This window comes from Streptomyces sp. CB02414, assembly GCF_001905385.1.
GTDB lineage: Bacteria > Actinomycetota > Actinomycetes > Streptomycetales > Streptomycetaceae > Streptomyces.
On record NZ_LIPF01000007.1, the window covers coordinates 272,071 to 294,054 of the forward strand.

Below are 21,984 nucleotides of genomic sequence, written 5' to 3' on the forward strand. Positions count from 1 at the left end.
CAAGATGGTGCGCATGACTTTGGCCACCCCCATACTGCACACCCCTCGCCTGGGGCTGCGCCCCTTCACCGACGCCGACGCCGACTCCCTCTTCGCGCTGCACAGCAACGCCCACGTGATGCGTTACTGGGACTCCCCGCCGTGGAAGGAACGGGCCCGCTCCGAGCGCTTCCTCGCGATGTGCCAGAAGGTCGCGGACGAGGGCACCGGGGCCCGGGTGGCCATCGACCGTGCTGCTGACGGTGCCTTCGTCGGCTGGTGCTCCCTGACCGAGTGGAACCCGGACTACCGCAGCGCCTCATTGGGCTACTGCCTCGACGAAGCCATGTGGGGCCACGGCTACGCGCCGGAGGCCGCGCACGCCCTGCTGCGGTGGGGGTTCGACACACTGGACCTGAACCGGGTCCAGGCGGAGGCCGATACGCGCAACGTCGCGTCCGCCCGAGTGCTGGAGAAGATCGGTTTCGTTCGTGAAGGGACGTTGCGGGAGGAGTGCATCGTGGACGGCGACGTCTCCGACACGTGGGTGTACGGGTTGATCAGGCGTGAGTGGCAGCCGTCGACCATGCCGAACTGAACCCGGGAAGCCGTGCATCCACAGCGCCCCTGTCCGCCGAAGTGGTCGCGTAAGCGGTCCGCACCGCGACAGGCAGGGTCACACCGGTGCGTTCATGATCGGACATGAATGGGAAGCCGCATGTGACGCGTGGGAGGAACGCTCGTGGTGGACAAGGACGGACAGGCGGACGGCGAACGGCCGCACTGCCTGGTCACCGGGGCCTCCGGATACATCGGCGGACGGCTGGTGCCGGAACTGCTGCGGGCCGGTCACCGGGTCCGGTGCCTGGCCCGCTCCCCCGGCAAGCTCCGCGACCACCCCTGGGCGCGGGACGCCGAGACGGTCGGCGGTGACGTCACGGACGCCGCGTCCGTCGCCGAGGCCATGCGCGGGATCGACGTCGCCTACTACCTGGTGCACGCGCTCGGCTCGGGATCGGATTTCGAGGACACCGACCGCCGGGCCGCCCGGATCTTCGCCGAGCAGGCACACGCCGCCGGCGTCCGACGGATCGTCTACCTGGGCGGACTCACCCCGGCAGGCGTACCCGAGCGTTCCCTCTCGCCCCATCTGCGGTCCAGGGCCGAGGTCGGGCGCATCTTCCTGGAGGCACCGGTGCCCGCCACGGTGCTGCGGGCGGCGGTCGTCATCGGTTCGGGGTCGGCCTCGTTCGAGATGCTGCGTTACCTCACCGAGCGCCTGCCCGTGATGGTGACCCCCAGTTGGGTGCACACGCGCACACAACCGATCGGCGTCCGGGACGTACTCCGTTACCTCGTCGGTGCCGCCGGCATGCCGCCCGACGTCGACCGGGCGTTCGACATCGGTGGGCCGGACGTCCTCACCTACCGGGAGATGATGGGCCGCTACGCGGCCGTCGCCGGGCTGCGGCGACGGCTCATCGTGCCGGTGCCGGTCCTCACCCCACGGCTCTCCAGCCACTGGGTGGGCCTGGTCACGCCGGTGCCCGCCTCCATCGCCCGTCCCCTGACCGAGTCGCTGCGCCACGAGGTCGTCTGCCACGAGCACGACATCGCCCGCTACGTGCCCGACCCGCCGGGCCGTCCGCTGCCCTTCGACGAGGCCCTGGCACTCGCGCTGCGCAAGGTCCGGGACGCCCAGGTGGCCACCCGCTGGTCGTCCGCGGCCGTGCCCGGCGCCCCCAGCGATCCGCTGCCCACCGATCCCGACTGGGCCGGCGGCAGTCTCTACCGGGACGAACGCCACCTGCCGGTCGACGCGCCCCGCGCCTCGCTGTGGAAGGTCATCGAAGGCATCGGCGGCGACAACGGCTGGTACTCCTTCCCGCTCGCCTGGGCGGTCCGCGGCTGGCTCGACCGGTTCGTCGGCGGGGTCGGCCTGCGCCGCGGCCGCCGCGACGCGGAGCGCCTGCGGGTCGGTGACTCCCTGGACTTCTGGCGGGTCGAGGAGATCGAGCCCGGCCGTCTGCTGCGACTGCGCGCCGAGATGCGGCTGCCCGGACTGGCCTGGCTGGAGATGTACGCCGAGACGGACGCCGGCGGTCGCACGCGCTACCGCCAGCGCGCCCTGTTCCATCCCCGCGGCCTGCTCGGCCACGCCTACTGGTGGAGTGTCTCGCCGTTCCACGCGGTCGTCTTCGGCGGCATGGCCCGCAACATCGCCCAGGCCGCCGCCAAGGGGATGAGCGCACGCGGGCCCGCGGCGGGCAACGACCACGCCGGGCGCTCCCGCTCCCCGAAGGGCCGTCGTCAGTGAACGGCCGCCGCGGTACTCCCCTCGCCACACCAGGAGCGACGACATGACCCGCGCGGTCGTCCTGTTCACCGCCGACCTCCGCCTGCACGACCATCCGCCGCTGCGCGCCGCGCTCGCGGCGGCCGACGAGGTGGTCCCGCTCTTCGTCCGCGATCCCGGGATCCACGCGGCGGGCTTCGACGCCCCGAACCGAGCCGCGTTCCTCGCCGACTGCCTCGCGGCCCTGGACGCGTCGCTGAGGCGGCGCGGCGGCCGACTCGTCGTGCGCAGCGGCCCGGTCGACCGGGAGGTCGGCGCGGTCGCCACCGAGTGCGGTGCGACGCGGGTCCACATGGCCGAAGCGGTGACGGGCTACGGTCGCCGTCGGGAGGAGCGGCTGCGCGGTCACCTCGAATCGCTCGGCGTGGCCCTCCACGTCCACGACGCCGTGACCACCGCCGTCGCGCCGGGGCAGGTCACGCCCACCGGCTCCGACCACTACGCGGTGTTCACCCCCTACTTCCGCCGCTGGTCCGTCCAGCGGCTGCGGGAGGTCTGCCCGCCGCCGCGCACCGTGTGCGTTCCGGACGGAGTGCGTGGCGAGCCGCTTCCGTCCCGCGACGCGCTGCCCGGCCTCTCGCCGGGTCTGCCGGCGGGCGGGGAGAAGGCGGGCAGGGAGTGGTTCTCCCGATGGGCACGGTCGGGGATGGCCGCGTACGAGGAACGGCACGACGACCTGGCCGGCGACGCGACGTCCAGGCTGTCGCCCCACCTCCACTTCGGCACCCTGTCCGCGTCGGAACTCGTGCAGCGGGCCCGCGCGCACGGTGGGCCCGGGGCGGAAGCGTTCGTACGGCAGCTGTGCTGGCGCGATTTCCACCATCAGGTGCTGGCGGCGCGCCCCGGGGCGTCCGCACGGGACTACCGCACCAGGCACGACCGCTGGCGGACCGAGAAGGAGGCGGCCGAGGACATCGCCGCGTGGCGGGAGGGCCGGACGGGCTACCCGGTGGTCGATGCGGCCATGCGCCAGCTCCGCCACGAGGGCTGGATGCACAACCGGGCACGGCTGCTGGTGGCGAGCTTCCTGACCAAGACGCTGTACGTGGACTGGCGGATCGGCGCCCGGCACTTCCTCGACCTCCTCGTCGACGGCGACATCGTCAACAACCAGCTCAACTGGCAGTGGGCCGCCGGCACGGGCACGGACACCCGTCCGCACCGGGTTCTGAACCCGGTCGTCCAGGGCAAACGCTTCGACCCGCGAGGAGCCTACGTACGCCGCTGGGTCCCCGAGCTGAGCGACGTGGACGACCGGTTCGTGCACGAACCCTGGCGGCTCCCCCAGAACGTGCGGGCCCGCCTCGACTACCCCGGGCCGCTGATCGACCTCTCCGAAGGGCTCGCACGTTTCAGACACGCCCGCGGTCGCGACTGAGCCGCCGCAGAGCCGTGCCCGACGCGCCCGAGCAGGGCTACTCGGACGAACCACTGGTGTGCGGGTGACCGGGAGCGACGAGAGCGAGAAGAGGTTGTGCATGCGGGGAGCCCTCGCCTGGGCGGACGACCTGCTGACCGAGACGGCACTCGGCTCGCCGTACGGGGCGCGACTGCACCGCGCATGGCAGGGCCGTGCGCGGCGAGACGGTCGCCGGCCAGTACCGGACCTCCACGCGCGGGCGACCCGTGCGTCCGGTGTCGACGAGGCGGTGGACGTCGCCACTCTCAAGACCGCCCTGTACACGGTCGAGCGTCCGCTGGCGCTCGGGGCGGTACTGGCCGGCGGCGGGACGACCTCCTCGGCACCTTCGGTGACCCTGCTCGCTCCGGGCGCGCCGTCCGTGTCCGACGATGCCGTGTGCCGGATGCGCGCGAACTGGAACGGACGGGGGCGCGGGCCGGTGAGGCCGCGTGAGAACGGTGCCGCTGCCCACTCCGTGCGGCCGGGCGGTGGTTGGTGGGTCATTCCCGGCGGGGCGTCGCTTCACCCGCGCACGGCCGCCTCCACCGCCGCGACCGCCTCCGCCAGCCCGGCGGGACGCGGCAGACCGGGCGAGGTCTGTCCCGCCCAGCCGGGACCGAGCGTCAGGACGACCGGCTTCCTGCGGGCGCCTCGCACGCCCCACTCGATCGCCGAGACGTGCTGGGCCAGCGGACGGCTGGCCGTGGTTCGCGACTGCGCCCACAAGCCCACGGCCGCAGGCCCGGTTCTCCGTACGGCGGTCACGAGCGACTCGGCGGGCAGCGCGGCGCCGAACATGCGCACGGGAAGGCCGCGTTCGGCCAGCGCGCCGGCCAGCGCCTCCAGGGGAAGTGTGTGGTTCTCCGCGGGCACGCAGGCGAGCACCGTCAAGACCCCTGAGCGATCGGCGGGCACCGGCGGCGTTCGCGGCCGCAGGGCGCAGGAGACGTGCCAGGACAGGAAGTGCTCGACCTCCACGTACCGCTCCCCCGAGTTCTCCCACTTCCGGCCGACCGCCTGCAGCGTCGGCATGATCACCTCCGTCCAGGCCGCGACCAGCCCGTGCTGCTCGATCGCGTCCCTCAGGAGTGCGTCCAGGGCGGTGGCGTCCAGCCGCAGGGCCGCGCGGGCGACCCCCTTGCACTCCTGGCGCACGTCGCCGAGCCCGAGGCCGGCCCCGGCCCGGCTACGGGCACGGGCCGCCGGCCGAGTGTCAGGAGCCGCGCCGTCCGAGGGCAGCGGCCTACCCGCGCCCTCCTCGTCCAAGGCCAGGCGGGCGGCCTCGGACGGCGGCAGTCCGGTGGCGGTCAGAGCGCACATGCGCTGCAAGCGTGCCAGGTCCCCGGGGGTCCAGCGGCGGTGCCTGCCACCGGTGTGAGCGGTGGGGCCAAGACCGTAGCGGCGGTCCCAGGAGCGGATCGTCGTCGGCGCCACGCCCAGCCGCCTGGCGACCTCGCCGGTGGTAAGTCCGGCGCCGCGCGGCCCGTTCGCGCCGTCGGCCTGCGGCTTGTTCGGGTCCATCCGGCCACCATACGACGCACAAACGACGCGTGTTGTCTGCGTCCTCTCCTCTCACAAGACTCGACCGTACGAGCCGTTGGCGACGGCGAACGCCGTCCCGGCCGCTCCGCGGGCCGCCTTACCCCGCGTACAGCGCAGACGGCAGGAGGAACAGGTCATGACCACGCACTCGCGGCACACGGCAGTACGCCACGAGGCCCCTCGCCCGACCGCCGACGCCGAGGACCACCTCGTCCGTGGCCTGCTCGCCGCGGACGAGAACGCCTTCGCGGCCGTCTACCGGCGCTGGGGTGCGCTCGTGCACACGATGGCCATCCGCTCCCTCGGTGACGCCCACGAGGCCGAGGACGTGACCCAGCAGGTGTTCCTGGGCGCCTGGCGCGGGCGCAACGGATACCACCCGGAGAAGGGTCCTCTGGGCAGCTGGCTCGTCGGCATCACCCGTCGCAAGATCGTCGACGCCCTGGCGGCCAGGACGAAGCGCCTCACCCTGATCGACACCGTCGCCCATCGTGCCGTCGGGTGGCACCACGACGACGCCGCGCCGGGCGAGGTCCTGGACCGGGTGCTCCTCGTCGACGCGCTGTCCCGGCTGCCGAGCGGCCAGCGCGAGGTGCTGTGCCTGGCCTTCTACGAGGACCTCACCCAGGCCCAGATCGCCGAGCGCACCGGCATGCCCCTGGGCACCGTCAAGAGTCACACCCGGCGCGGCCTGCTCCGACTGCGCGCAGGCATCGAACAGGGCCGTGCCGAGGAGAACGCCGCGTAACCGCTGGACCGGCGAACGGACACCGGTCTGGCTAGAAGGGCTCGGCTGCCCGCAGGAGGCTCTGCGGAAGATACGGGGATTCGACGCGGACGGCCCAGCCGCGGCGGCGGGCGTGGCAGGCCAGGGCGAGGGCGTCGAGGTTGACGGCGGCGTCCGGGTCGGTCGCGCGGTCGGCGACCTCGTAATAGGCCCGGTGGGCTTCGAGCGCGTCGGCCAGAGCCAGGTTGAAGCTCTCCTCGTCGCCCTCCACAAGCTGCGACAGCAGCACGGCCGGCGGCATGGCGAAGCCCCAGTCCTCGGCCTTCTCGTCCTGCTCCAGCGCCCGCCGCGCGGCCGCCTCCGGGTCGGCGCCGTTCAAGTAGGCGTGCAGGGCCTCGCGGTACGCGGCGAAGGCGGAACCGTCCGGGCGGGCGAAGGCGGGCCCGGCGAGGACCAGCGGGGCCAGGTCCTCGCGTGCGCCCGTGATCAGGGCGAGGGCGGTGGCTGTGTGCCAGGTGCCGGCGCCGGCCGCCTCGCCCCGCTCGGCCGGGTAGCGCAGTGTACGGCCGTCGATGGTCACCTCCACCTCGGTGCCCGGCTCCGCGAGGGCGACGCGGAAGACGGCCGCCCCCGTCCGGGAGGCCAGCCGAAGGTTCGCGAGCAGGGCGTCGGTGGCGCCGCCGGGGGCACCCGCACGCCACTTGAACAGGCGCTCCTGGTCGTCCATGACCCGGCCGAGCCCCGAGACGGCGAGCGGCTTCCCGTCGACGGAGGTGAACGCCTCGCGGAGGTCCTCCTCGTACCTGGCTTCGGTCTGCGGGTGCACGCCCCGCTCGCAGTCCGGGCGCTCCACCAGCAGCGGGCCGGCGGCGAGAGCGGCGACCGCGTCCGGTCGCCGGTTCCGGCCGAACCCCGCGACCCGGGGGCCGCGGCTCTCGAAACCGGTGACCAGGGCGTGCGGGAGGTAGTCCGTTCGGACGGCAGGCGTCCAGCCCAGAGTCCGGTAGGCGAGGGCGGCAAGAGCGATGGGGACCAGCGGGAGAAGGCTGCTCGGGGAGGCTGAGGGACCGTGCAGGGCGGACTGTCTGACCAGGAGGTCGGACAGCGCGGCATCGAAGGCGTCCCGGTCCTCGTCGGCCAGAGCGCGCAGCGTGCGCAGCGCCGCGCTGTGCGTGCGGTCCAGCAGTGGCTCGCCGGTCTCCTCGGCGCGGACGCGGACACGGCCCAGGGCCGTGTCGACGGCCGCGAGCTTGGCCTGTGCGCTCGGCGGGTAGTCCTCGTCGTCGCCGGTGTCGTCCAGGACCACGGCCATCAGTCCGGTGGCGAGTTCGCCGACGGGCGTTCCCTGCGCCTGGTCGGCGAACTTCTGCCGGGCGAAGTGGAACGCCTCGCCGTGCCACTTGGCCTTGTCACGGAGGACGGACAGGCACAGCGCGTCGATCCACTCCCCTGGCGTGACGCTCTCCTCGGGGGCGTCGCCGCCCGGGTCGTAGCTCATGCCGAAGTTCACGTAGTCCAGGAAGACCTGGAAGGTGCAGTGCGGGTGGTACGCGGCGTAGGCGACGGCGCCGGCCGCGGCCTCGGAGGCGTCCTTGAGTGCGGCCTCGGCTTCCGGTGTGTCGAGGCCGGGGTTGTCGGCGGAGAGGGCGCCCAGGTAGTCGAGGAACTCCTCGGATATCGACTGCCATTCGTAGGTGGCCATGCGGTCGGCCCGCGACATGGACCGCACCAGACTTCCGATCCGGTTCGTGAAGTCCTCACGTGCGGCCGACACGACGGCCCCGCCGACCTGGTGACGCTCTATCCGCACTGTCCCGCTCCTTGGTCAGATCTTGTGGGGACAGCGTAGGTTCGCACGTCGGGGGCGCTTCGAGGCGGGGGCACGTACTCAGTGGTCGGAGTAGCTGAAGTCGCCCACGGTCCAGGCGCTGACGTCCTCGATCGCCACGCGGTACATCCCGCCCGTCTCCGGGATCCCCATCGTGCCCTGCAGGATCCGCGCGACGTGGAAGTGCAGGTGCGTGGGCGGCCCGTCCTTCTTCGCAGGGGTGTCGAATACGGCGGAGAACTCGGCCAGGTCCGCGGAGCCCGTCAGTACTTCCGACACCCTCTGCCTCCACACGGCTTCGGGAGCCAGGCGGCCGGTGAGGACGGCGCCGCTGGTGACCACGGTCAGGGACATCCGATTGCTCTGCCCGGACTCCACGAGGGCGGCGAGGGCAACGATCAACTCGTCAGGCTTCGGCATGAAACCGGATTCTATGCGCCGGCTCGGGCAGGGACGCCACCGCTCGACGGGTCATACGCAGGTCTGAGACCGCAGTTCAGATCTGGATCCCCGACGTCCTTGACGGTACTCGCTCTGATCGCTCGTGCCGGGTCCGTGGTGAAACTCAGGACTGCTGGTGAAAATCGCGGCCCGCTTCCGTGCCCTTCGCCACAGCATCGCTGCGAAGCGGCGAAGCGGCGAAGCCGAGGTGCGGTGAAATGGGCCGTCCATGTACTGATATGCGACCCGGCATCCACGGACCAGGCGGTAGAACTGCTCCCGGTCAGGAACGAGGTGGCTGAATCGAACGGCTTTATGATCAACAGTGAACCGCCGCTTCCGCATACGCCCTCCTGTCGCCATCCCCTTGGCGACCGCGAACATCGCCGACCGAGTGGGCCGCGTCGCGGTGCCCCTGTGAAGAAAGGTGAACTCCATGGCCCTCGGGTTGCTACGACGTCGACGTTCGCGCGGTGCCTCCGGTGCCGGAGCAAGCATCTCGGTCCCCCTGCCGCCCGAAGCCGGGGCGTTCGGCTTCGAGGTCGTCGATCCCATGGGGCAGCCCATGGGCGGGGCCGAGGTCACCGTGAGCGCGGTGGAAAGTCACCGGGTGGTGACACGTGGAACCACGGACCCCAACGGCTACTTCATAGCGACGCTGCCTCCGGGCTCCTACAGCGTCATGACTGTTGCCGAGGGTCTGTCGCCCGCCCGCGAGACCGTCGACATCACGGCCGGGGTCGCTCTGGCGCCGAAGCGCGTGGGCCTCGCGCCCGCGCGCCGACTGGAGCTCCCGACAGCCGGCACCTGGCTGTTCGACCCTCCGCACACCGCGATCCGCTTCATCGCCAAGCACGTCGGCATGGCACATGTCCACGGCCGGTTCACGCGCTTCCAGGGAGGCATCCGCGTCGCACCGGACATGGCCGACTCACAGGTCTCGGTACGCATCGACGCCGCCAGCATCAACACGGGTAACAACACCCGCGACAACCACCTGCGCTCCGCCGACTTCCTGGACGTCGAGCGCTACCCCTACATCGACTTCACCAGTACCCGGTTCGCCTACCGCGGCGGGTCCAAGTGGACCCTGCACGGCACGCTCACCATGCACGGCACCAGCCGCTCCGTCGGCCTCGACACGACCTACCTCGGGATGGTCAACGGGGGCTACGAGCAGGAGCTGCGCTGTGCGGCTCTCGCCAAGGCGGAACTCCACCGGGAGGACTACACCCTCAACTGGCGTTCCATGCTGGCCCGCGGCATCGCCGTCGTCGGTCCGACCATCCAGCTGGAGATGGACGTACAGGCCATGTACCGAACCCACGACACGCCCACTCCCCCGGAGTAGACCCACCGGCGGAAATGCGTTGCCGCGCCGGCGCCGTGGTCGGCATGCTCCATGTCGTGATCACCGAAGACGACTCCTTTGATGCCACGATCGTCATGCCGGTGAGCGTGCGCGATCTACTGCCCCGGGACCTGCCGGCGTGCGCCTGGTCCGGATCGGCCACCCACCTGCGCCACGTGGAACGCGAGTTGGTGCGCGCCGCGGCGGGCGAGGTGGACTATCTGGCCGTATGCACCCCCGTTGGTCTGCCGGTGGCGATCGGCGGCGTCGACTACCGGGTTTCCGAGGGGGCCGGGACCCTGTGGCAGCTCGCGGTGCTCCCGGCGCTCCAGTCCCGCGGCCTGGGGACCCTGCTCGTCAGAGCTGCCGAACGGCGGATCAGGGACCGCGGGCGACTCAGGGCGGAACTCGCCGTGGAGGAGGACAACGTGCGCGCCCGCGCCCTGTACGAGCGCCTGGGCTACGTCGCCTACGGCCGCGAACCCGACGCCTGGGACGAGGAAGGGCCCGACGGGTCGGTCCGCCGCCACGAGACGATGTGCGTCCTCATGCGAAGGGACCTTTGAGCGCCCGGAGCCGTCGGTGAGCGAGGTACATCCAGGTCGTAACGACATCCATTTTCATGTACTGTCTGCCTGGAGCCCACGCTTCACATCCGGAGGACCCCATGGCCGTACCCAAACGCAAGATGTCACGCAGCAACACCCGGCACCGCCGCGCCCAGTGGAAGGCGGACACCCCGCAGCTGGTGACGGTCACGGTGGACGGTGCCCAGTACCGTGTCCCCCAGCGGCTCGCCAAGGCGTACGAGCGCGGCCTGCTCCGCCCCGAGGCCTGACAGCACGGCAGAGACTGCGGAACGGTCATGACCTGCCGTCCTCGGCGAGCGTCTTGATGCCGTGGAGGGTGGCCTCCATGCCGGCGCGCAGTTCCCGCATCCGGAAGGCGATGATCTCCTCCTCTCGGTCCGGCCGGCGTTCGAGAGCCAGGGTGACTCCGCTGCGGCCCGGTCCGATGAAGGCCGACTGCCGCAGTCGGGTGCCCTCGCCCTCGGCCTTGAGCAGGAAACGCCAGGACGCCATGCAGGTCGCCGGATCCAGTGTCGGTTCTCCGTATCGGCCGTCGGCATCCGTGACCGCCCAGGCGAACGACCGTCGCTCCTCCAGCTCGATCACGTGCGAGACGGTCCGCCACTCGCCGAGCCTCTGGTGATGGTTGTATCCCTCGAAGCGCGCGCCTACCCGAGGCCGGGTCGCGTCGTCCAGCCAAGCCACACGCCGTAGTTCGGGGCTGAGCCGGGCGGGCAGGCGTATGTCGGTCACCAATTTCCAGACCTGCGACAGGTCCGCCTCGACATGTACGTCGCAGTGCACACTCGGGCCATCGGCGAAGCGCATGTCGCCTCCTGAACGTCAGCGGAAGTGGGTGCACATTCTCGCAGCGCCCGGCGGCACCGCCTTTACCGCCGCAGACCGAGCCACTGATCGGCGCCCCAGGCCCGGAACCGCTCCATTTCGACGAACCCCAGCTTCGCCGCGAGGCGCATCGAGCCGGCGTTGGCGGTCTGGGTGGCGAGCACCACCGGCTCACCGGGGAGGGCGCCTCCGAGCCAGTCGAGTGCCGCCGCGCACGCCTCGGCGGCGTATCCGGTCCCCCACGCCCGCGGCAGGAACAGGTAGCCGAGATCGGCCTTCCCCACAGCAGCCGGGCGGTGGTGCCCGGTTGCTCTCCTGAGCAGGACCTGGCCGATCATCGCTCCGTCGAGATCGACGACGAAGCTCCCGGGCCACCGCTCGGGCACCTCGGGCAACTCGCGCTCGAGTTCGTCGCGCGGGCGCGGTCCGCCGAGGTAGGTGTGCACGTCCGGCGATGCCAGCAGCTCGATGAACGTCGCACGGTCCCGGGCCTCGGGCTCACGCAGCACGAGTCTCTCCGTCCTGATCGGTGCGGGCGGCCAGGCGACGTCTCCGAGATCATTCATGCCGGGAGCCAATCAGCAGGTTCAGCGGCCAGCAAGAGCCGCCACCAGCCGGAATCGCAGGCACACCAGTGGCGTGCTGTCGTCCACCGGAGTACCGATGCCCTCCCAGAAGCGCATGTGTCCGGCCCGCCATTCGTCCAGCGACCGGTCGCCCTCCCCTTCGGCGGCGGCGTGTTCCCACGTGACACCGCCGAAGGCGGCCAGCTCGACGCCGGTGATCTCGATCGTGGCGACGCAGTCTCCGTCGTTCCCGGCAAGCGCCAGGCGCTCACCCTCGAACTCCAGGCCCTCCGTCTCCTCGACGTACTCCGCCAGCAGCCCGGTGGTGGCGGTCTTCCGCCCGGCCAGGACGAGGCCGTTGAGCCGCTCCCGCATCTCACCGGCCGTACCGAGCTCCAGTGCCCGCATGCCGTTGATTCGTGGCCACACGGTCCTACCTCCTCTTCCGGCACCGCCCCGTGCCGATCGTCACGCCCGGACAAACCTCGACGACGATAGCGCTCGTCTTCCACGACCAGAACCTCGGCGCCGGTGTGCGGGCCGCGTCGGACGCCGGCGTTCAGGAGGCTGATGTGACCGGTTGGGGGACCTCCGTGTGCCGCTCCGGCTGCGTCGTGGCGGGGGCGGTGGCCGCGCCGATCGGTGGGACGCGACGCAGCAGTACCCCCACCAAGACCGCCGTGGCCAGGGCGAAGGCCGCGCTCATCGTGGCTGCCGTCTGGAGCCCGGCGGTGAAGGCGTCCTTCGCGGCGGCCAGCAGCGGGGCACCGTCCGGCAGGCGTTCCGCGGTGGCGATCGCGGCGCCCACACTGTCCTTGGCCACGGCGGGCGCCTCGCGGGGCATTTCGCCGCGGTAGACCGCGGCCGCGAGCGTGCCCGTGACGGCGATGCCGAGGGCGAGTCCGAGGTCGTAGGCCGTCTGGCCCGTCGCCGCGGCGGCGCCCGCTTTCTCCGGCGGTACCGATCCGACCGCGAGGGCCGTGCCCAGGACGCTGATCGGGGCGACGCCGAACATGACCACGGTGAGTCCGAGTGAGGCGGTCAGGATCCCTTCGGACAGGGCGATGGCAGCGTAGCCCGTCAGGGAGAGCAGCAGGCCGCCGACCAGGACGTACGCCGGGCGGAAGCGGCGCGCCAGGACCGGGGTGACCTGAGAGCCGGCGATCAGGCCGAACGCTCCGGGCAGCAGCCACAACCCGGCTTCCAGCGGGGACTGCCCGGCCACGGCCTGCAGGTACTGCGGAACCAGGTACTCGACGCCGTTGAGGGCGGTCATCCCGAGCAGCAGGGCGAGCAGCGCGCCGGTGAAGGCACGGTCGCGGAAGAGCCGCAGGTCCAGCAACGGGGTGGACAAGCGGTTCTGCCGGCGTACGAAGGCGGCGGTGCTGACCGTGCCGGCCGCGAAGGCGGCGACGGGCCACGCAGGGGATGCGGCCGAGACGAGACTCTTGATCCCGTACACCACGGGCAGGACCGCCGCCAGGAACAGTGCGACGCTCACCGGGTCCAGCCGCCCCGGGTTCGGATCGCGGTACTCGGGCAGCAGCACCGGGGCCGCGGCCAGCGCGAGCAGCATCACGGGTATCCCCATCAGGAAGACCGAGCCCCACCACCAGTTCGCCAGCATCACCCCGCCGACGACCGGTCCGACGGCCAGGCCGGCCGAGAGGGCGGTCACCCACATCGCGATGGCCGTCGCCCTTTGCCGGGGGTCGGTGAACATGTGGCTGATCAGGGAGAGTGTGGACGGGAGCACGGCCGCGCCCGCGATGCCGAGCACCGCGCGGGCCGCGATCAGCACCTCCGGGCCGGGGGCGTACGCCGCGGCCAGCGACGCCAGGACGAATCCGGCCGAGCCGATCATCAGCAGCCTGCGGCGGCCGATGCGGTCGCCGAGTGTCCCCATGATCACCAGAGTGCCGGCGGTCAGAAAGCCGTAGATGTCGGTGATCCAGAGGACTTCGGCGCCGCTGGGCCGGAGGTCGGCGGTGAGGTACGGCGTGGCCAGCCACAGCACTCCGAGGTCGGCGGTCATGAGGGCCACGGGGAGCAGCAGGAGGGCGAGACCGAGCCATTGCCGGGCGCCGGCTGCCTTTGCGGGGGCTTGGGTTGTGAGGTGTGAGGTCATGGGGCGACTGTGCGGGGCGGTGTTTCGGATTCGGTTCGGACGGTGTTGCGGTGGTGTTCGGGTGGGGAACAGACGAAGGCCGCGGCCACCCGGGTGGGTACCGGGGTGACCGCGGCGTTTCGCGCGGTGGTCCGCCTGCCGGGCGTCGGGACGCACGGCGAAAGGGTCCGTTCAGGCGGCGGGTCCGTTCAGCGCGGCAAGTGGTCGTCCAGGGCGGCGCCGGCGGCCTCGAGTACCTCGGCCACGCGGGCCGGTCGCAGTGCCTGGGGAACACCGGACAGCTCGGTGCCGTGCAGCAACGTCACCGACGACTCCGCGATTCCGCAGAACTCGGATACTCCCACCCGCAGTTGGAGGTCCAGAGCAGTGGCGAGGCCGGTCTTCGCGTAGTCCTCGTACGTGCCACCGGCCAGGCCCAGCCAGAGCATCCGCTTCCCGGCGAGCCGGGGTCTGCTGCGGCCGTACGCGAAGCCGTAGTTCCAGACCCGGTCGATCCAGCCCTTGACCACGGCGGGGGGCGCGAACCACCACACCGGGAAGACGACGAGGATGTCGTCCGCTGCCGTGATCCGGTCCATGTGGGCGTGGGCCTCCGGCGAGTACCTCTTCTCCCTGTCCTCCCAGTCCGGTTCGTCGGCGGGGGTCAGCCGCGGGTCGAAGTCTTCCGCGTACAGGTCGAGGAGGTCGACCGTGCCGCCCGCTTCCTTGATGCGGAGCTGCATCTGGGCGGCGGTTCGGGCGGTGAGCGAATCGGGCCGGGGGTGGGCCAGGACCAGCAGGGTATGGCGCATGGAGGTCTCCGGTCTGCGTGCGTGGACGTGGTGGGCGGCGGACGTCACAGGCCGAGGCCGCTGCCTCCGCTGACGTCGATGTTCTGGCCGGTCACCCAGCGGGAGTCGTCGGAGGCCAGGAAGGAGACGACGTCGGCGACGTCGGCGGGCTGGCCGACGCGGTCGAAGACGGAGAAGCCGGCGGCGTGGGCCTTGGCCGCGGGGTCGGCCATCCAGGGGTGGATGTCGGTCTCGATGGTGCCGGGAGACACGGCGTTCACGGTGATGCCGCGGGAACCGAGGGTCTGCGCCAGAGTCAGGGTCAGCACCTCCACGGCCCCCTTGGAGGCGGCGTAGGAGGTCATGCCCGGAAAGGCGACCTTGGTGACGCCGGAGGAGACGTTGATGACGCGGCCGCCGTCGCGCAGGCGTTCCAGGCCCTTCTGGATGATGAAGAAGGGGGCCTTGGCATTGACGGCGAAGACCCTGTCGTAGTCGGTTTCGGACACTTCGTGGATCAGCCCGGGGCCGGCGATGCCCGCGTTGTTGACCAGGATGTCGAGACCGTCGGCGTGCTCGTCGAAGGCCTGCCACAGGGCTTCCGCGTCACCGGGGACGCCCAGTTCGGCGCGGATCGCGAAGGCGTGGCCGCCGGCCGCCTCGATGCCGGCCACGGTCTCCTCGGCGGCAGCTTCGTTGCTCGCGTAGTGGACACCGACACGTGCGCCTTCGGACGCCAGGCGCAGGGCGATGGCACGTCCGATCCCGCGGCTGGCGCCGGTGACGAGAGCGGTCCTGCCGGTGAGCTTGCTCATGATGGTTCCCTTTCGACGGGGTCGGTGCCTCGTGGCTTCGGGGAACACGGTCGGACGCGGTGGCTCGGGCCGGGCTCGGGCGGTGTTACGGCTCTGTTCGGGCGGGCCGGCCGGGGCACTGCCGGCCGATCTCTCCAACCAGGCCGCGACAGGGCCGGGTTACTGTGACGTCGTGCATTTCGGGGTGCTGGGAGAGACGGCTGTCTGGACGGATGAAGGGCGGCCCGTACGGGTTCCGGAGCTGAAGGTGCGGGCCCTGCTCGCGTCCCTGCTCGTCGATCCGGGGCGGCCCGTGGCGACGCACCGGTTGATCGACGACCTGTGGGGCGAGGAGCCGCCCGGCAACCCGGTCCGGGCGCTCCAGGCCAAGGTCTCCCAACTGCGCCGCGTACTGGAGGAGGCCGAGCCGGGCGGACGCGAACTGGTGCTGTCCCGGGCCCCGGGTTACCAGCTGTCCGTGGCGCAGGGCGCACGCGACGCCGACCGGTTCACCGCACTGGCATCGCGGGCCAGGGCCGAGCGGGACGGCCGCGTACGGGTCGGACTCCTCGCCGACGCGCTCGCGCTGTGGCGGGGGCCGGCCTTCGCGGACTTCGCCGACCAGGCGTTCGTCCGGGCCGCCGTGAACCGGCTGGAGGAGGACCGGCTCGCCGTGCTGGAGGACCTTGCCGAGGCCCGGCTCGCCGACGGGGAACACATCGAACTCGCCGGGGAGCTGGCAGGACTCGTCGAACGGCACCCTCTGCGGGAACGGCTGCGGTCGGTGCAGTTGCGGGCGCTGTACCGGTCCGGACGGCAGAGCGAGGCACTGGCCGCGTACGACGATCTGCGGACGCGGCTCGCCGAGGAGCTCGGTCTCGACCCGAGCCCCGAACTCGCCGGTCTGCAGCAGGCGATGCTCCGGCAGGACCCCCGGCTGGGTGCCCCTCCCCCGACCACTGTCCCCGTACGCGGCACGACGAACGTACCCGCCCTGTTCGATGACCTCATCGGACGGGAGGACGAGGTCACCGACGTCCGTGAACTCCTCGGCCGGCGTCGGCTGGTCACCCTCACCGGGCCGGGCGGTGTCGGCAAGACCCGGCTCGCGATCGCCGTCACCGAGCGGCTGAAGGGCGCTTTCCCGGACGGCGAATGGCTGGTGGAACTCGCCGGGGCCCGTGGGGACCTGGCGGAGGTCGTCGCGGCCGCGATGGGGCTGCGGGACGACGGGAACTGGGGCACGCGTCCGGAGGGGGAACGGCCGCCGGCCGGGGCGGACCGACTCGCCGAGGTGCTGCGGGACAAGCGGATGCTGCTCGTCCTGGACAACTGCGAGCACGTGATCGACGAGGCCGCGACCCTGGTCGAGTCGCTGCTGCGGTCGGCCGCCGGTCTGACGGTACTGACGACCAGCCAGGAAGCGCTGGCGCTGGCCGGAGAAGTCCTGTGGTCCGTGCCGCCGCTCACGGCCCAGGACTCGGTGGACCTCTTCTCGGCGCGTGCCGCGGCCGCCGCGCCCGGCTTCGCGCTCACCCCTGCCGACGCGGACGCGGTCGCCGCCATCTGCCGCCGGCTGGACGGCATTCCGCTGGCCCTCGAACTCGCCGCGACCCGGGTGCGGGCACTGGGTGTGCACCGCCTGCTGGAGCGGCTGGACGACCGGTTCCGGCTGCTCGGCGTCCGTCAGCGGGGTGCGCCCGCTCGCCAGCAGACTCTGCGCGCGATGATCGACTGGAGCTGGGAGCTGCTGAGCGAGCCCGAACAGGCCGTACTGCGGCGCCTCGCCGTGCACGCCGAGGGGTGCACGCCGGAGGCGGCCGAGGAGGTCTGCGCGGGCGACGGGGTGGCCGCCGAGGACGTGCTGAACCTGCTGGTACGGCTGGTGGACCGGTCCCTGGTGGTCGCTGTCGACGGCGTGGAGGGGCCCAGGTACCGGCTGCTGGAGTCCGTCGCCGCGTACTGCGCCGAACGGATGCGGGAAGCGGGCGAGACGGCGTCCGTACGCCGGCGGCACCTCGTGTACTACACCAGGTTCGCCGAGGCCGCGGATTCCGAGCTGCGCGGACATACGCAGGGTGGGTGGCTGGCACGGCTGGACGCCGAGAGCGCGAACCTCCGCTCGGCGCTGGACGGTGCTCTCGAACGGTGCGACGCGCAGGACGCGCTCCGGCTCGTCGACGCGCTCTGCTGGTACTGGGTCCTGCGCGGCCGGCTCGGTGAGGCCCGGCGGTCGGTCACCGCGGCGCTCGCCCTGCCCGGCGGTGACGCGGCGCTGCGGGCGAAGGCGGGCGCCTGGCAGACCGGCGTCCGCGTCCTGTCCGGTGACGGAACCGACCGCGCGGCCCGGATCGAGGCGGCGCTCAGCGCGTGCGAACAGGTCGGTGATCCGTCGGGCACGGCGTGGGCGCAGTGGTTCCTGGCGCACGCGCTGTGCGGGACGGGTGACCTGCCGGCGGGAGAGAAGCTCACCGCGGCGTCGCTGGAGGGCTTCCGGGCTCTCGGTGAGCGCTGGGGGGAGGCGGCCGCGCTGGCGGACCGTTCCGTGCAACGGTTGCTGCGGGGCGATCTGACCGGCGCGGAGGCGGACGCGGGACGCAGCGCGGAGATCTTCGCGGACGTCGGGGACGCGTGCGGGCGGTTGTGGTCGGTGTACCCGCTGGCGTCGGTGGCCGAGATCCACGGTGACTACGAGCGGGCGACCCGGCTGCTGCGGGACGGCCTGGACACCGCCGAGAAGTTCGGGTTCTCCACCCAGGCCGCGGACCTGCTGTCCGGGCTCGGGCGGACAGCACTGCTCGTCGGCGACGTCGACGGCGCACGGGAGTTCCACGAACGCTCCCGACGTCTCGCCGCGGGGCTCGGTTTCCGCGCGGGTGAGATCAACGCGGAGCTTGGGCTGGCCCTCGGCGCGCGCCGCGAAGGACTCCTCGACGAGGCCGAGGCGCGACTGCGTACGGTCCTGGACTGGCACCGCCAGGTCGGTCTCGAGGGAGCGAACGCGCTGGTCCTGGCCGAGTTGGGCTTCGTCGCCGAACTGCGCGGCGACGCGCGGGGTGCGCTGGCCCACCATGGCGAGGGCTGTGCGACGGCCCTCACCACCGGCGATCCCCGTGCGGTCGCCCTCGCCCTCGAGGGCCTCGCCGCCGCCCTCGCCGCCGCGGACGATGCCGAGGGTGCGGCCGTCCTTCTCGGCGCCGCCTCCGCCGCCCGGGCCGCCACGGGTGCCCCGCTCCCGGCCGCGGAACGCCTCGACGTCGACCGGGCGGCCGCCGCGGCGACCGCCGCGCTGGGTGCGGCGAAGTTCGCGGACGCCTTCGCGCGAGGGGAGTCCCTCACCCCGGAGGAAGCACATGCCCGGACGACGGCCGCGCAGGGCCGGCGCGTGGCGGGGCCGGTCCCTGCGCGAGCCGGTGAGGCATGAGGAAACGCCGGGTCCGTCAGCCCTTGCTCGTGCGCCGTCCCCGGCCCCGCCTCCTCCCGCACGGGCGCGGCCGCCGAATACTCGGCTGCGGCCGGGCCCGGCCGGCCCATAGGATCCCCGCTCAAGGGGCCGGCACGGCGCCACGCCGACTTCTTGGCACTCGACGGACCTACTCACAGGACCAAGGAAGCGTGGGGCAATGAGCAGCCGACTCTTCGCAATCTCCTTCGACGCGCACCGGCCCGAGGTTCTGGAGCGATTCTGGTCAGGCCTCCTCGGCTCGGAGCGGCCCGGCGACGCGCACGACGGCGTCGGCCTGCCGTCCGGGAACGACGCCGGCTACCGCCTCCGCTTCCGGCCCTCCCAGCGGCAGAAGGCCGCCCAGAACCGCATGCACTTCGACCTGACCAGCTCGTCCTCGGAGGAGCAACGGCGGATCGTGGCCAGGGCACTCGAACTCGGCGCCCGGCACGCCGACGTCGGTCAGGGTCCGGACGCCTCCCACGTGGTGCTCGCCGATCCCGAGGGCAACGAGTTCTGCGTCCTCGAACCGGGCAACGGCTTCCTCGCAGGCTGCGGCTTCCTCGGCGCGCTCGCCTGCGACGGTTCGCAGGCCGTGGGCTACTTCTGGAGCCGGGCGTTGGGCTGGCCGCTGGTGTGGGACCAGGACGAGGAGACCGCCATCCAGTCGCCCGGCGGCGGTACGAAGATCACCTGGGGCGGCCCGCCGCTCATGCCGGACGCCGGGAAGGACCTGCGTTTCGACCTCGTGCCCGACGACGATCGTCAAGCGGAGGCAGAGGTCGCGCGTCTGCTCTCCCTCGGCGCCGAGCCTCTCGCCTCCGCCCACCCGAACGACGGCGAGGTACTGCTGGCCGATCCGGACGGCAACGAATTCCGCCTGCTCACACGCCGGTAGCGCCCCCGGGGGGGATCAGCCGCCTCGGGACTCCGTGTCGGGCAGTGCACAGGCCGGGGTCCCTCCGGGCAGCCGGTGCCTGTTGTCGGCGATCAGCCGGTAGACGCCGGCCGCCGCCCAACGGGTGGGCGGCAAGGTGAGCACCGCTCCGACGACACGCCATCCGCTTCCTGCGCTCATCAGGAGTTTCGCCACGGCCTGCGCACCACCGTGGACGGCCCCCGCCGGTGTCACCCACAGCACCTCCCGCTGGGCCCGTTCCTGGCGCACGCCCAGGGCCGCTAGATCGGCCCGCTGCCAGGGAGTGGTCTCGCAGCGTGGACGTACCTTCCGTTCGATGACGCGTACCGCCGCGGTGCAGAAACCGCAGTCTCCGTCGAAGACAAGCACAGGCCGAGTGAGCATGGGGCCATCGTGCCCCAGGGTTGGCAGGAAAAGGAGATGACCACCATGTCGCCCAGTGACCTTGACCCGCTGGAGCGTGTTCTCGCTGAACGCGCCTGCGAACGTTTGATCCTGGAGCTCGTCCGCCGGCTCGACCTCGGTGAGCCGAGCACGGTCTCCGAGCTCTTCACGCCCGACGGGGTGTGGGAGTGGCCGCATGACCAGCGGCGGATCCAAGGCCGTGAGGCGCTGCGCGAGTACTTCGGTTCCCGGCCCGCGGATCGGCTGTCGCGGCGAATGTGCACGAACATCCTGGTCAGTGTCGACTCGGCGGACACCGCCGCGGCGACCACCTATTTCGCGACCTACCGAGTCGACGGTTATGCCGAGGGGGCGCTGGTGGCGCCCCGGTTGCCGGTCAACGTCGGCCACTACCGGGACACCTTTCGCAAGATCGACGGCTCCTGGCTGATGGCGACAAGGACTCTCTTCCTGCCGTTCGGCGGGCCGACGGAACGCCTCGACAGTCCCGGCCATAGCTGACCGTTGAGCGGCCCTCAGTCCCTGCGGGCGCTGTGGACGGTCACGAACCGCAGCAGCCACCGCCGTCTCCGTCGGGCTGCTGGACGTCGGGGGTGTCGAACAGGCCCGCGCCGCCGCAGACCCCCGTCTCGGGGAGGGTGAGTTCGACGCGGTCGGCGGAGTCGAGGTCGCCGGCGATCGCGGCGGCGACGGAGCGGACCTGCTCGTAACCGGTCATGGCGAGGAAGGTCGGGGCCCGGCCGTACGACTTCATCCCGACCAGGTACACGCCCTGTTCGGGGTGGGAGAGCTCGCGGTGGCCGTGGGGGTAGACAGTGCCGCAGGAGTGCTGGTTGGGGTCGATCAGCGGCGCGAGTGCGACCGGCGCCTGGAGCCGCTCGTCGAGCCCCAGGCGCAGCTCGTCGACGAAGGACAGGTCGGGACGGAAGCCGGTCAGGACGATCACCTCGTCGACCGCGTCCAGGCGGCGCCCGTCCTCGCCGACCAGGATCAGGCGGCCGTCGGCGTCACGCTCGATCGACTCGGTACGGAATCCGGTGACCGCGTCGACGTGGCCCTCGTCGACGGCGGCCTTCGCCGCCAGCCCCAGCGCGCCGCGTGCCGGAAGCTGGTCGGCTTCTCCGCCGCCGAAGGTGGAACCGGAGATGCCGCGGCGCAGGATCCACACCCCCTTCGTCCCCTCGCCGTCGCCGGACCCGGCGAGGTCGGCGAGGTCGGCGAGGTCGGCGAGAGCGGTGAACGCCGAGGCACCGGAGCCGATCACGGCGGTGCGCCTGCCCGCGTACCGGGCGCGGACGGCGGGGTCCTTGAGGTCCGGGACGCGGTACCCGATCCGGTCGGCAGCGGCCTTCTCACCGAGTGCGGGCAGGCCGCTGCCGCCGGCCGGGGACGGGGTGGCCCAGGTGCCTGAGGCGTCGATGACCGCGCGGGCGAGGATTCGCTCCTCACGGCCGTCGGCATGGGCGACGTGCACGACGAACGGCTGCCGCTCCCGCTCGGCGTCCACGATCCGGTCCCGCCCGGACCGGGAGACACCTGTGACGGCCGCCCCCAGCCGGACGCGGTCACCGAGGGCGTCGGCGAGCGGCTGCAGGTAGCGGTCGGCCCAGTCGCCGCCGGAGGGGTAGGTGGCCGGGTCGGGCCGCGTCCAGCCGGTGGGAGCGAGGAGCTTCTCGGCGGCCGGGTCGACCACCTCGCCCCAGGTGGAGAACAGACGCACGTGGGACCACTCACGCACCGCGGCGCCGGCGGTCCGGCCGGCTTCCAGGACCAGGGGCTCGATGCCCTGGTCGACCAGGTGGACGGCAGCTGCCAGGCCGGCGGGGCCGGCCCCGATCACGACGACGGGCAGCTCGGTGGTGGCGGGCGCGTTCACGGCGACTCCTTGCGTGTTTCGACGTCTGTCGATGGCTTGC

Annotated in this window: 21 protein-coding genes and 1 pseudogene; 11 read left to right on the plus strand and 11 right to left on the minus strand. The window is 72.2% G+C overall.

The window, feature by feature from the left end:
• The first annotated feature begins 13 nt into the window (after window positions 1-13).
• The 4 genes and pseudogenes from AMK11_RS23595 to AMK11_RS39250 all read left to right on the plus strand — a co-directional run.
• Window positions 14-577, plus strand: coding sequence for a GNAT family N-acetyltransferase (locus AMK11_RS23595; RefSeq protein ID WP_073730326.1), 564 nt, complete (start codon window positions 14-16; stop codon window positions 575-577).
• Window positions 578-724: 147 nt separating this feature from the next.
• Window positions 725-2,296 (plus strand): SDR family oxidoreductase, encoded by a 1,572-nt coding sequence (locus tag AMK11_RS23600; RefSeq protein ID WP_073730327.1) that lies wholly within the window; start codon window positions 725-727, stop codon window positions 2,294-2,296.
• Window positions 2,297-2,339: 43 nt separating this feature from the next.
• Entirely contained in the window at window positions 2,340-3,713 is a 1,374-nt protein-coding gene (locus tag AMK11_RS23605) for a cryptochrome/photolyase family protein (protein ID WP_073730013.1), read from the plus strand.
• A gap of 109 nt (window positions 3,714-3,822) precedes the next feature.
• A pseudogene (locus AMK11_RS39250) lies at window positions 3,823-4,109 on the plus strand (polyprenyl synthetase family protein); the annotation flags it as partial.
• Window positions 4,110-4,259: 150 nt separating this feature from the next.
• On the opposite strand, the gene AMK11_RS23610 reads toward AMK11_RS39250, so the two are convergent.
• Window positions 4,260-5,258, minus strand: a complete 999-nt coding sequence (locus AMK11_RS23610; RefSeq protein ID WP_073730014.1) for a MerR family transcriptional regulator — start codon at window positions 5,256-5,258, stop codon at window positions 4,260-4,262.
• Between the two features lie 157 nt (window positions 5,259-5,415).
• Here AMK11_RS23610 and AMK11_RS23615 point away from each other — a divergent pair, with 157 nt between their 5' ends.
• Entirely contained in the window at window positions 5,416-6,027 is a 612-nt protein-coding gene (locus AMK11_RS23615) for a sigma-70 family RNA polymerase sigma factor (protein WP_073730015.1), read from the plus strand.
• Between the two features lie 31 nt (window positions 6,028-6,058).
• On the opposite strand, the gene AMK11_RS23620 is transcribed toward AMK11_RS23615, so the two are convergent.
• Window positions 6,059-7,816, minus strand: coding sequence for an immunity 49 family protein (locus tag AMK11_RS23620; protein ID WP_073730016.1), 1,758 nt, complete (start codon window positions 7,814-7,816; stop codon window positions 6,059-6,061).
• A 78-nt stretch (window positions 7,817-7,894) separates the two neighbouring features.
• The gene (locus AMK11_RS23625) at window positions 7,895-8,254 is read right to left on the minus strand and encodes a hypothetical protein (protein WP_073730017.1); all 360 of its coding nucleotides are present in this window, start codon (window positions 8,252-8,254) and stop codon (window positions 7,895-7,897) included.
• Window positions 8,255-8,711: 457 nt separating this feature from the next.
• On the opposite strand from AMK11_RS23625, the gene AMK11_RS23630 reads away from it, so the two are divergent.
• From AMK11_RS23630 to rpmF, 3 genes are all read left to right on the plus strand, one after another.
• Window positions 8,712-9,626, plus strand: coding sequence for a YceI family protein (locus tag AMK11_RS23630; protein WP_073730018.1), 915 nt, complete (start codon window positions 8,712-8,714; stop codon window positions 9,624-9,626).
• Between the two features lie 44 nt (window positions 9,627-9,670).
• Window positions 9,671-10,192: a GNAT family N-acetyltransferase gene (locus tag AMK11_RS23635; RefSeq protein WP_073730328.1), complete on the plus strand. Its 522-nt coding sequence runs from the start codon at window positions 9,671-9,673 to the stop codon at window positions 10,190-10,192.
• A 101-nt stretch (window positions 10,193-10,293) separates the two neighbouring features.
• On the plus strand, window positions 10,294-10,464 hold the full coding sequence (gene rpmF / locus AMK11_RS23640; RefSeq protein WP_073730019.1) for a 50S ribosomal protein L32: 171 nt from the start codon (window positions 10,294-10,296) through the stop codon (window positions 10,462-10,464).
• A 25-nt stretch (window positions 10,465-10,489) separates the two neighbouring features.
• Here rpmF and AMK11_RS23645 read toward each other — a convergent pair whose 3' ends face one another.
• The 6 genes from AMK11_RS23645 to AMK11_RS23670 form a co-directional block, all read right to left on the minus strand.
• Window positions 10,490-11,023, minus strand: a complete 534-nt coding sequence (locus AMK11_RS23645) for an SRPBCC family protein (protein ID WP_073730020.1) — start codon at window positions 11,021-11,023, stop codon at window positions 10,490-10,492.
• Window positions 11,024-11,085: 62 nt separating this feature from the next.
• Entirely contained in the window at window positions 11,086-11,607 is a 522-nt protein-coding gene (locus AMK11_RS23650; protein WP_073730021.1) for a GNAT family N-acetyltransferase, read from the minus strand.
• Window positions 11,608-11,628: 21 nt separating this feature from the next.
• The gene (locus AMK11_RS23655) at window positions 11,629-12,036 is read right to left on the minus strand and encodes an ASCH domain-containing protein (RefSeq protein WP_073730022.1); all 408 of its coding nucleotides are present in this window, start codon (window positions 12,034-12,036) and stop codon (window positions 11,629-11,631) included.
• A gap of 130 nt (window positions 12,037-12,166) precedes the next feature.
• On the minus strand, window positions 12,167-13,735 hold the full coding sequence (locus AMK11_RS23660) for an MFS transporter (protein WP_073730023.1): 1,569 nt from the start codon (window positions 13,733-13,735) through the stop codon (window positions 12,167-12,169).
• A gap of 188 nt (window positions 13,736-13,923) precedes the next feature.
• The gene (locus tag AMK11_RS23665; RefSeq protein ID WP_073730329.1) at window positions 13,924-14,526 is read right to left on the minus strand and encodes an NAD(P)H oxidoreductase; all 603 of its coding nucleotides are present in this window, start codon (window positions 14,524-14,526) and stop codon (window positions 13,924-13,926) included.
• 44 nt (window positions 14,527-14,570) lie between these two features.
• Window positions 14,571-15,320 carry an SDR family oxidoreductase gene (locus AMK11_RS23670; protein WP_073730024.1) on the minus strand — a complete coding sequence of 250 codons (750 nt, stop codon included), beginning with the start codon at window positions 15,318-15,320 and terminating at the stop codon, window positions 14,571-14,573.
• A gap of 172 nt (window positions 15,321-15,492) precedes the next feature.
• Between AMK11_RS23670 and AMK11_RS23675 the strand changes: the two genes are divergently transcribed.
• Window positions 15,493-18,723, plus strand: a complete 3,231-nt coding sequence (locus tag AMK11_RS23675; protein WP_073730025.1) for a BTAD domain-containing putative transcriptional regulator — start codon at window positions 15,493-15,495, stop codon at window positions 18,721-18,723.
• A gap of 199 nt (window positions 18,724-18,922) precedes the next feature.
• Window positions 18,923-19,642, plus strand: coding sequence for a VOC family protein (locus tag AMK11_RS23680; protein WP_073730026.1), 720 nt, complete (start codon window positions 18,923-18,925; stop codon window positions 19,640-19,642).
• Between the two features lie 15 nt (window positions 19,643-19,657).
• Here the strand turns inward: AMK11_RS23680 and AMK11_RS23685 are convergent, their stop codons facing one another.
• Window positions 19,658-20,047 (minus strand): thiol-disulfide oxidoreductase DCC family protein, encoded by a 390-nt coding sequence (locus AMK11_RS23685; RefSeq protein WP_073730027.1) that lies wholly within the window; start codon window positions 20,045-20,047, stop codon window positions 19,658-19,660.
• Window positions 20,048-20,092: 45 nt separating this feature from the next.
• Here AMK11_RS23685 and AMK11_RS23690 point away from each other — a divergent pair, with 45 nt between their 5' ends.
• Window positions 20,093-20,569 (plus strand): nuclear transport factor 2 family protein, encoded by a 477-nt coding sequence (locus tag AMK11_RS23690; protein WP_073730330.1) that lies wholly within the window; start codon window positions 20,093-20,095, stop codon window positions 20,567-20,569.
• 40 nt (window positions 20,570-20,609) lie between these two features.
• Here the strand turns inward: AMK11_RS23690 and AMK11_RS23695 are convergent, their stop codons facing one another.
• On the minus strand, window positions 20,610-21,944 hold the full coding sequence (locus tag AMK11_RS23695; protein WP_241847057.1) for an NAD(P)-binding domain-containing protein: 1,335 nt from the start codon (window positions 21,942-21,944) through the stop codon (window positions 20,610-20,612).
• Window positions 21,945-21,984 lie beyond the last annotated feature (40 nt).

Excerpts from the sequence above, each read along its gene's own strand:
- AMK11_RS23630 (WP_073730018.1), top strand. The coding sequence starts at position 8,712 with ATGGCCCTCGGGTTGCTACGACGTCGACGTTCGCGCGGTGCCTCCGGT.
- AMK11_RS23665 (WP_073730329.1), bottom strand. The coding sequence starts at position 14,526 with ATGCGCCATACCCTGCTGGTCCTGGCCCACCCCCGGCCCGATTCGCTC.
- AMK11_RS23660 (WP_073730023.1), bottom strand. The coding sequence starts at position 13,735 with ATGACCTCACACCTCACAACCCAAGCCCCCGCAAAGGCAGCCGGCGCC.
- AMK11_RS23625 (WP_073730017.1), bottom strand. The coding sequence starts at position 8,254 with ATGCCGAAGCCTGACGAGTTGATCGTTGCCCTCGCCGCCCTCGTGGAG.
- AMK11_RS23635 (WP_073730328.1), top strand. The coding sequence starts at position 9,671 with ATGCTCCATGTCGTGATCACCGAAGACGACTCCTTTGATGCCACGATC.
- AMK11_RS23605 (WP_073730013.1), top strand. The coding sequence starts at position 2,340 with ATGACCCGCGCGGTCGTCCTGTTCACCGCCGACCTCCGCCTGCACGAC.
- AMK11_RS23595 (WP_073730326.1), top strand. The coding sequence starts at position 14 with ATGACTTTGGCCACCCCCATACTGCACACCCCTCGCCTGGGGCTGCGC.
- AMK11_RS23610 (WP_073730014.1), bottom strand. The coding sequence starts at position 5,258 with ATGGACCCGAACAAGCCGCAGGCCGACGGCGCGAACGGGCCGCGCGGC.
- AMK11_RS23615 (WP_073730015.1), top strand. The coding sequence starts at position 5,416 with ATGACCACGCACTCGCGGCACACGGCAGTACGCCACGAGGCCCCTCGC.
- AMK11_RS23650 (WP_073730021.1), bottom strand. The coding sequence starts at position 11,607 with ATGAATGATCTCGGAGACGTCGCCTGGCCGCCCGCACCGATCAGGACG.
- AMK11_RS23690 (WP_073730330.1), top strand. The coding sequence starts at position 20,093 with ATGTCGCCCAGTGACCTTGACCCGCTGGAGCGTGTTCTCGCTGAACGC.
- AMK11_RS23670 (WP_073730024.1), bottom strand. The coding sequence starts at position 15,320 with ATGAGCAAGCTCACCGGCAGGACCGCTCTCGTCACCGGCGCCAGCCGC.
- AMK11_RS23685 (WP_073730027.1), bottom strand. The coding sequence starts at position 20,047 with ATGCTCACTCGGCCTGTGCTTGTCTTCGACGGAGACTGCGGTTTCTGC.
- AMK11_RS23680 (WP_073730026.1), top strand. The coding sequence starts at position 18,923 with ATGAGCAGCCGACTCTTCGCAATCTCCTTCGACGCGCACCGGCCCGAG.
- AMK11_RS23645 (WP_073730020.1), bottom strand. The coding sequence starts at position 11,023 with ATGCGCTTCGCCGATGGCCCGAGTGTGCACTGCGACGTACATGTCGAG.
- rpmF (WP_073730019.1), top strand. The coding sequence starts at position 10,294 with ATGGCCGTACCCAAACGCAAGATGTCACGCAGCAACACCCGGCACCGC.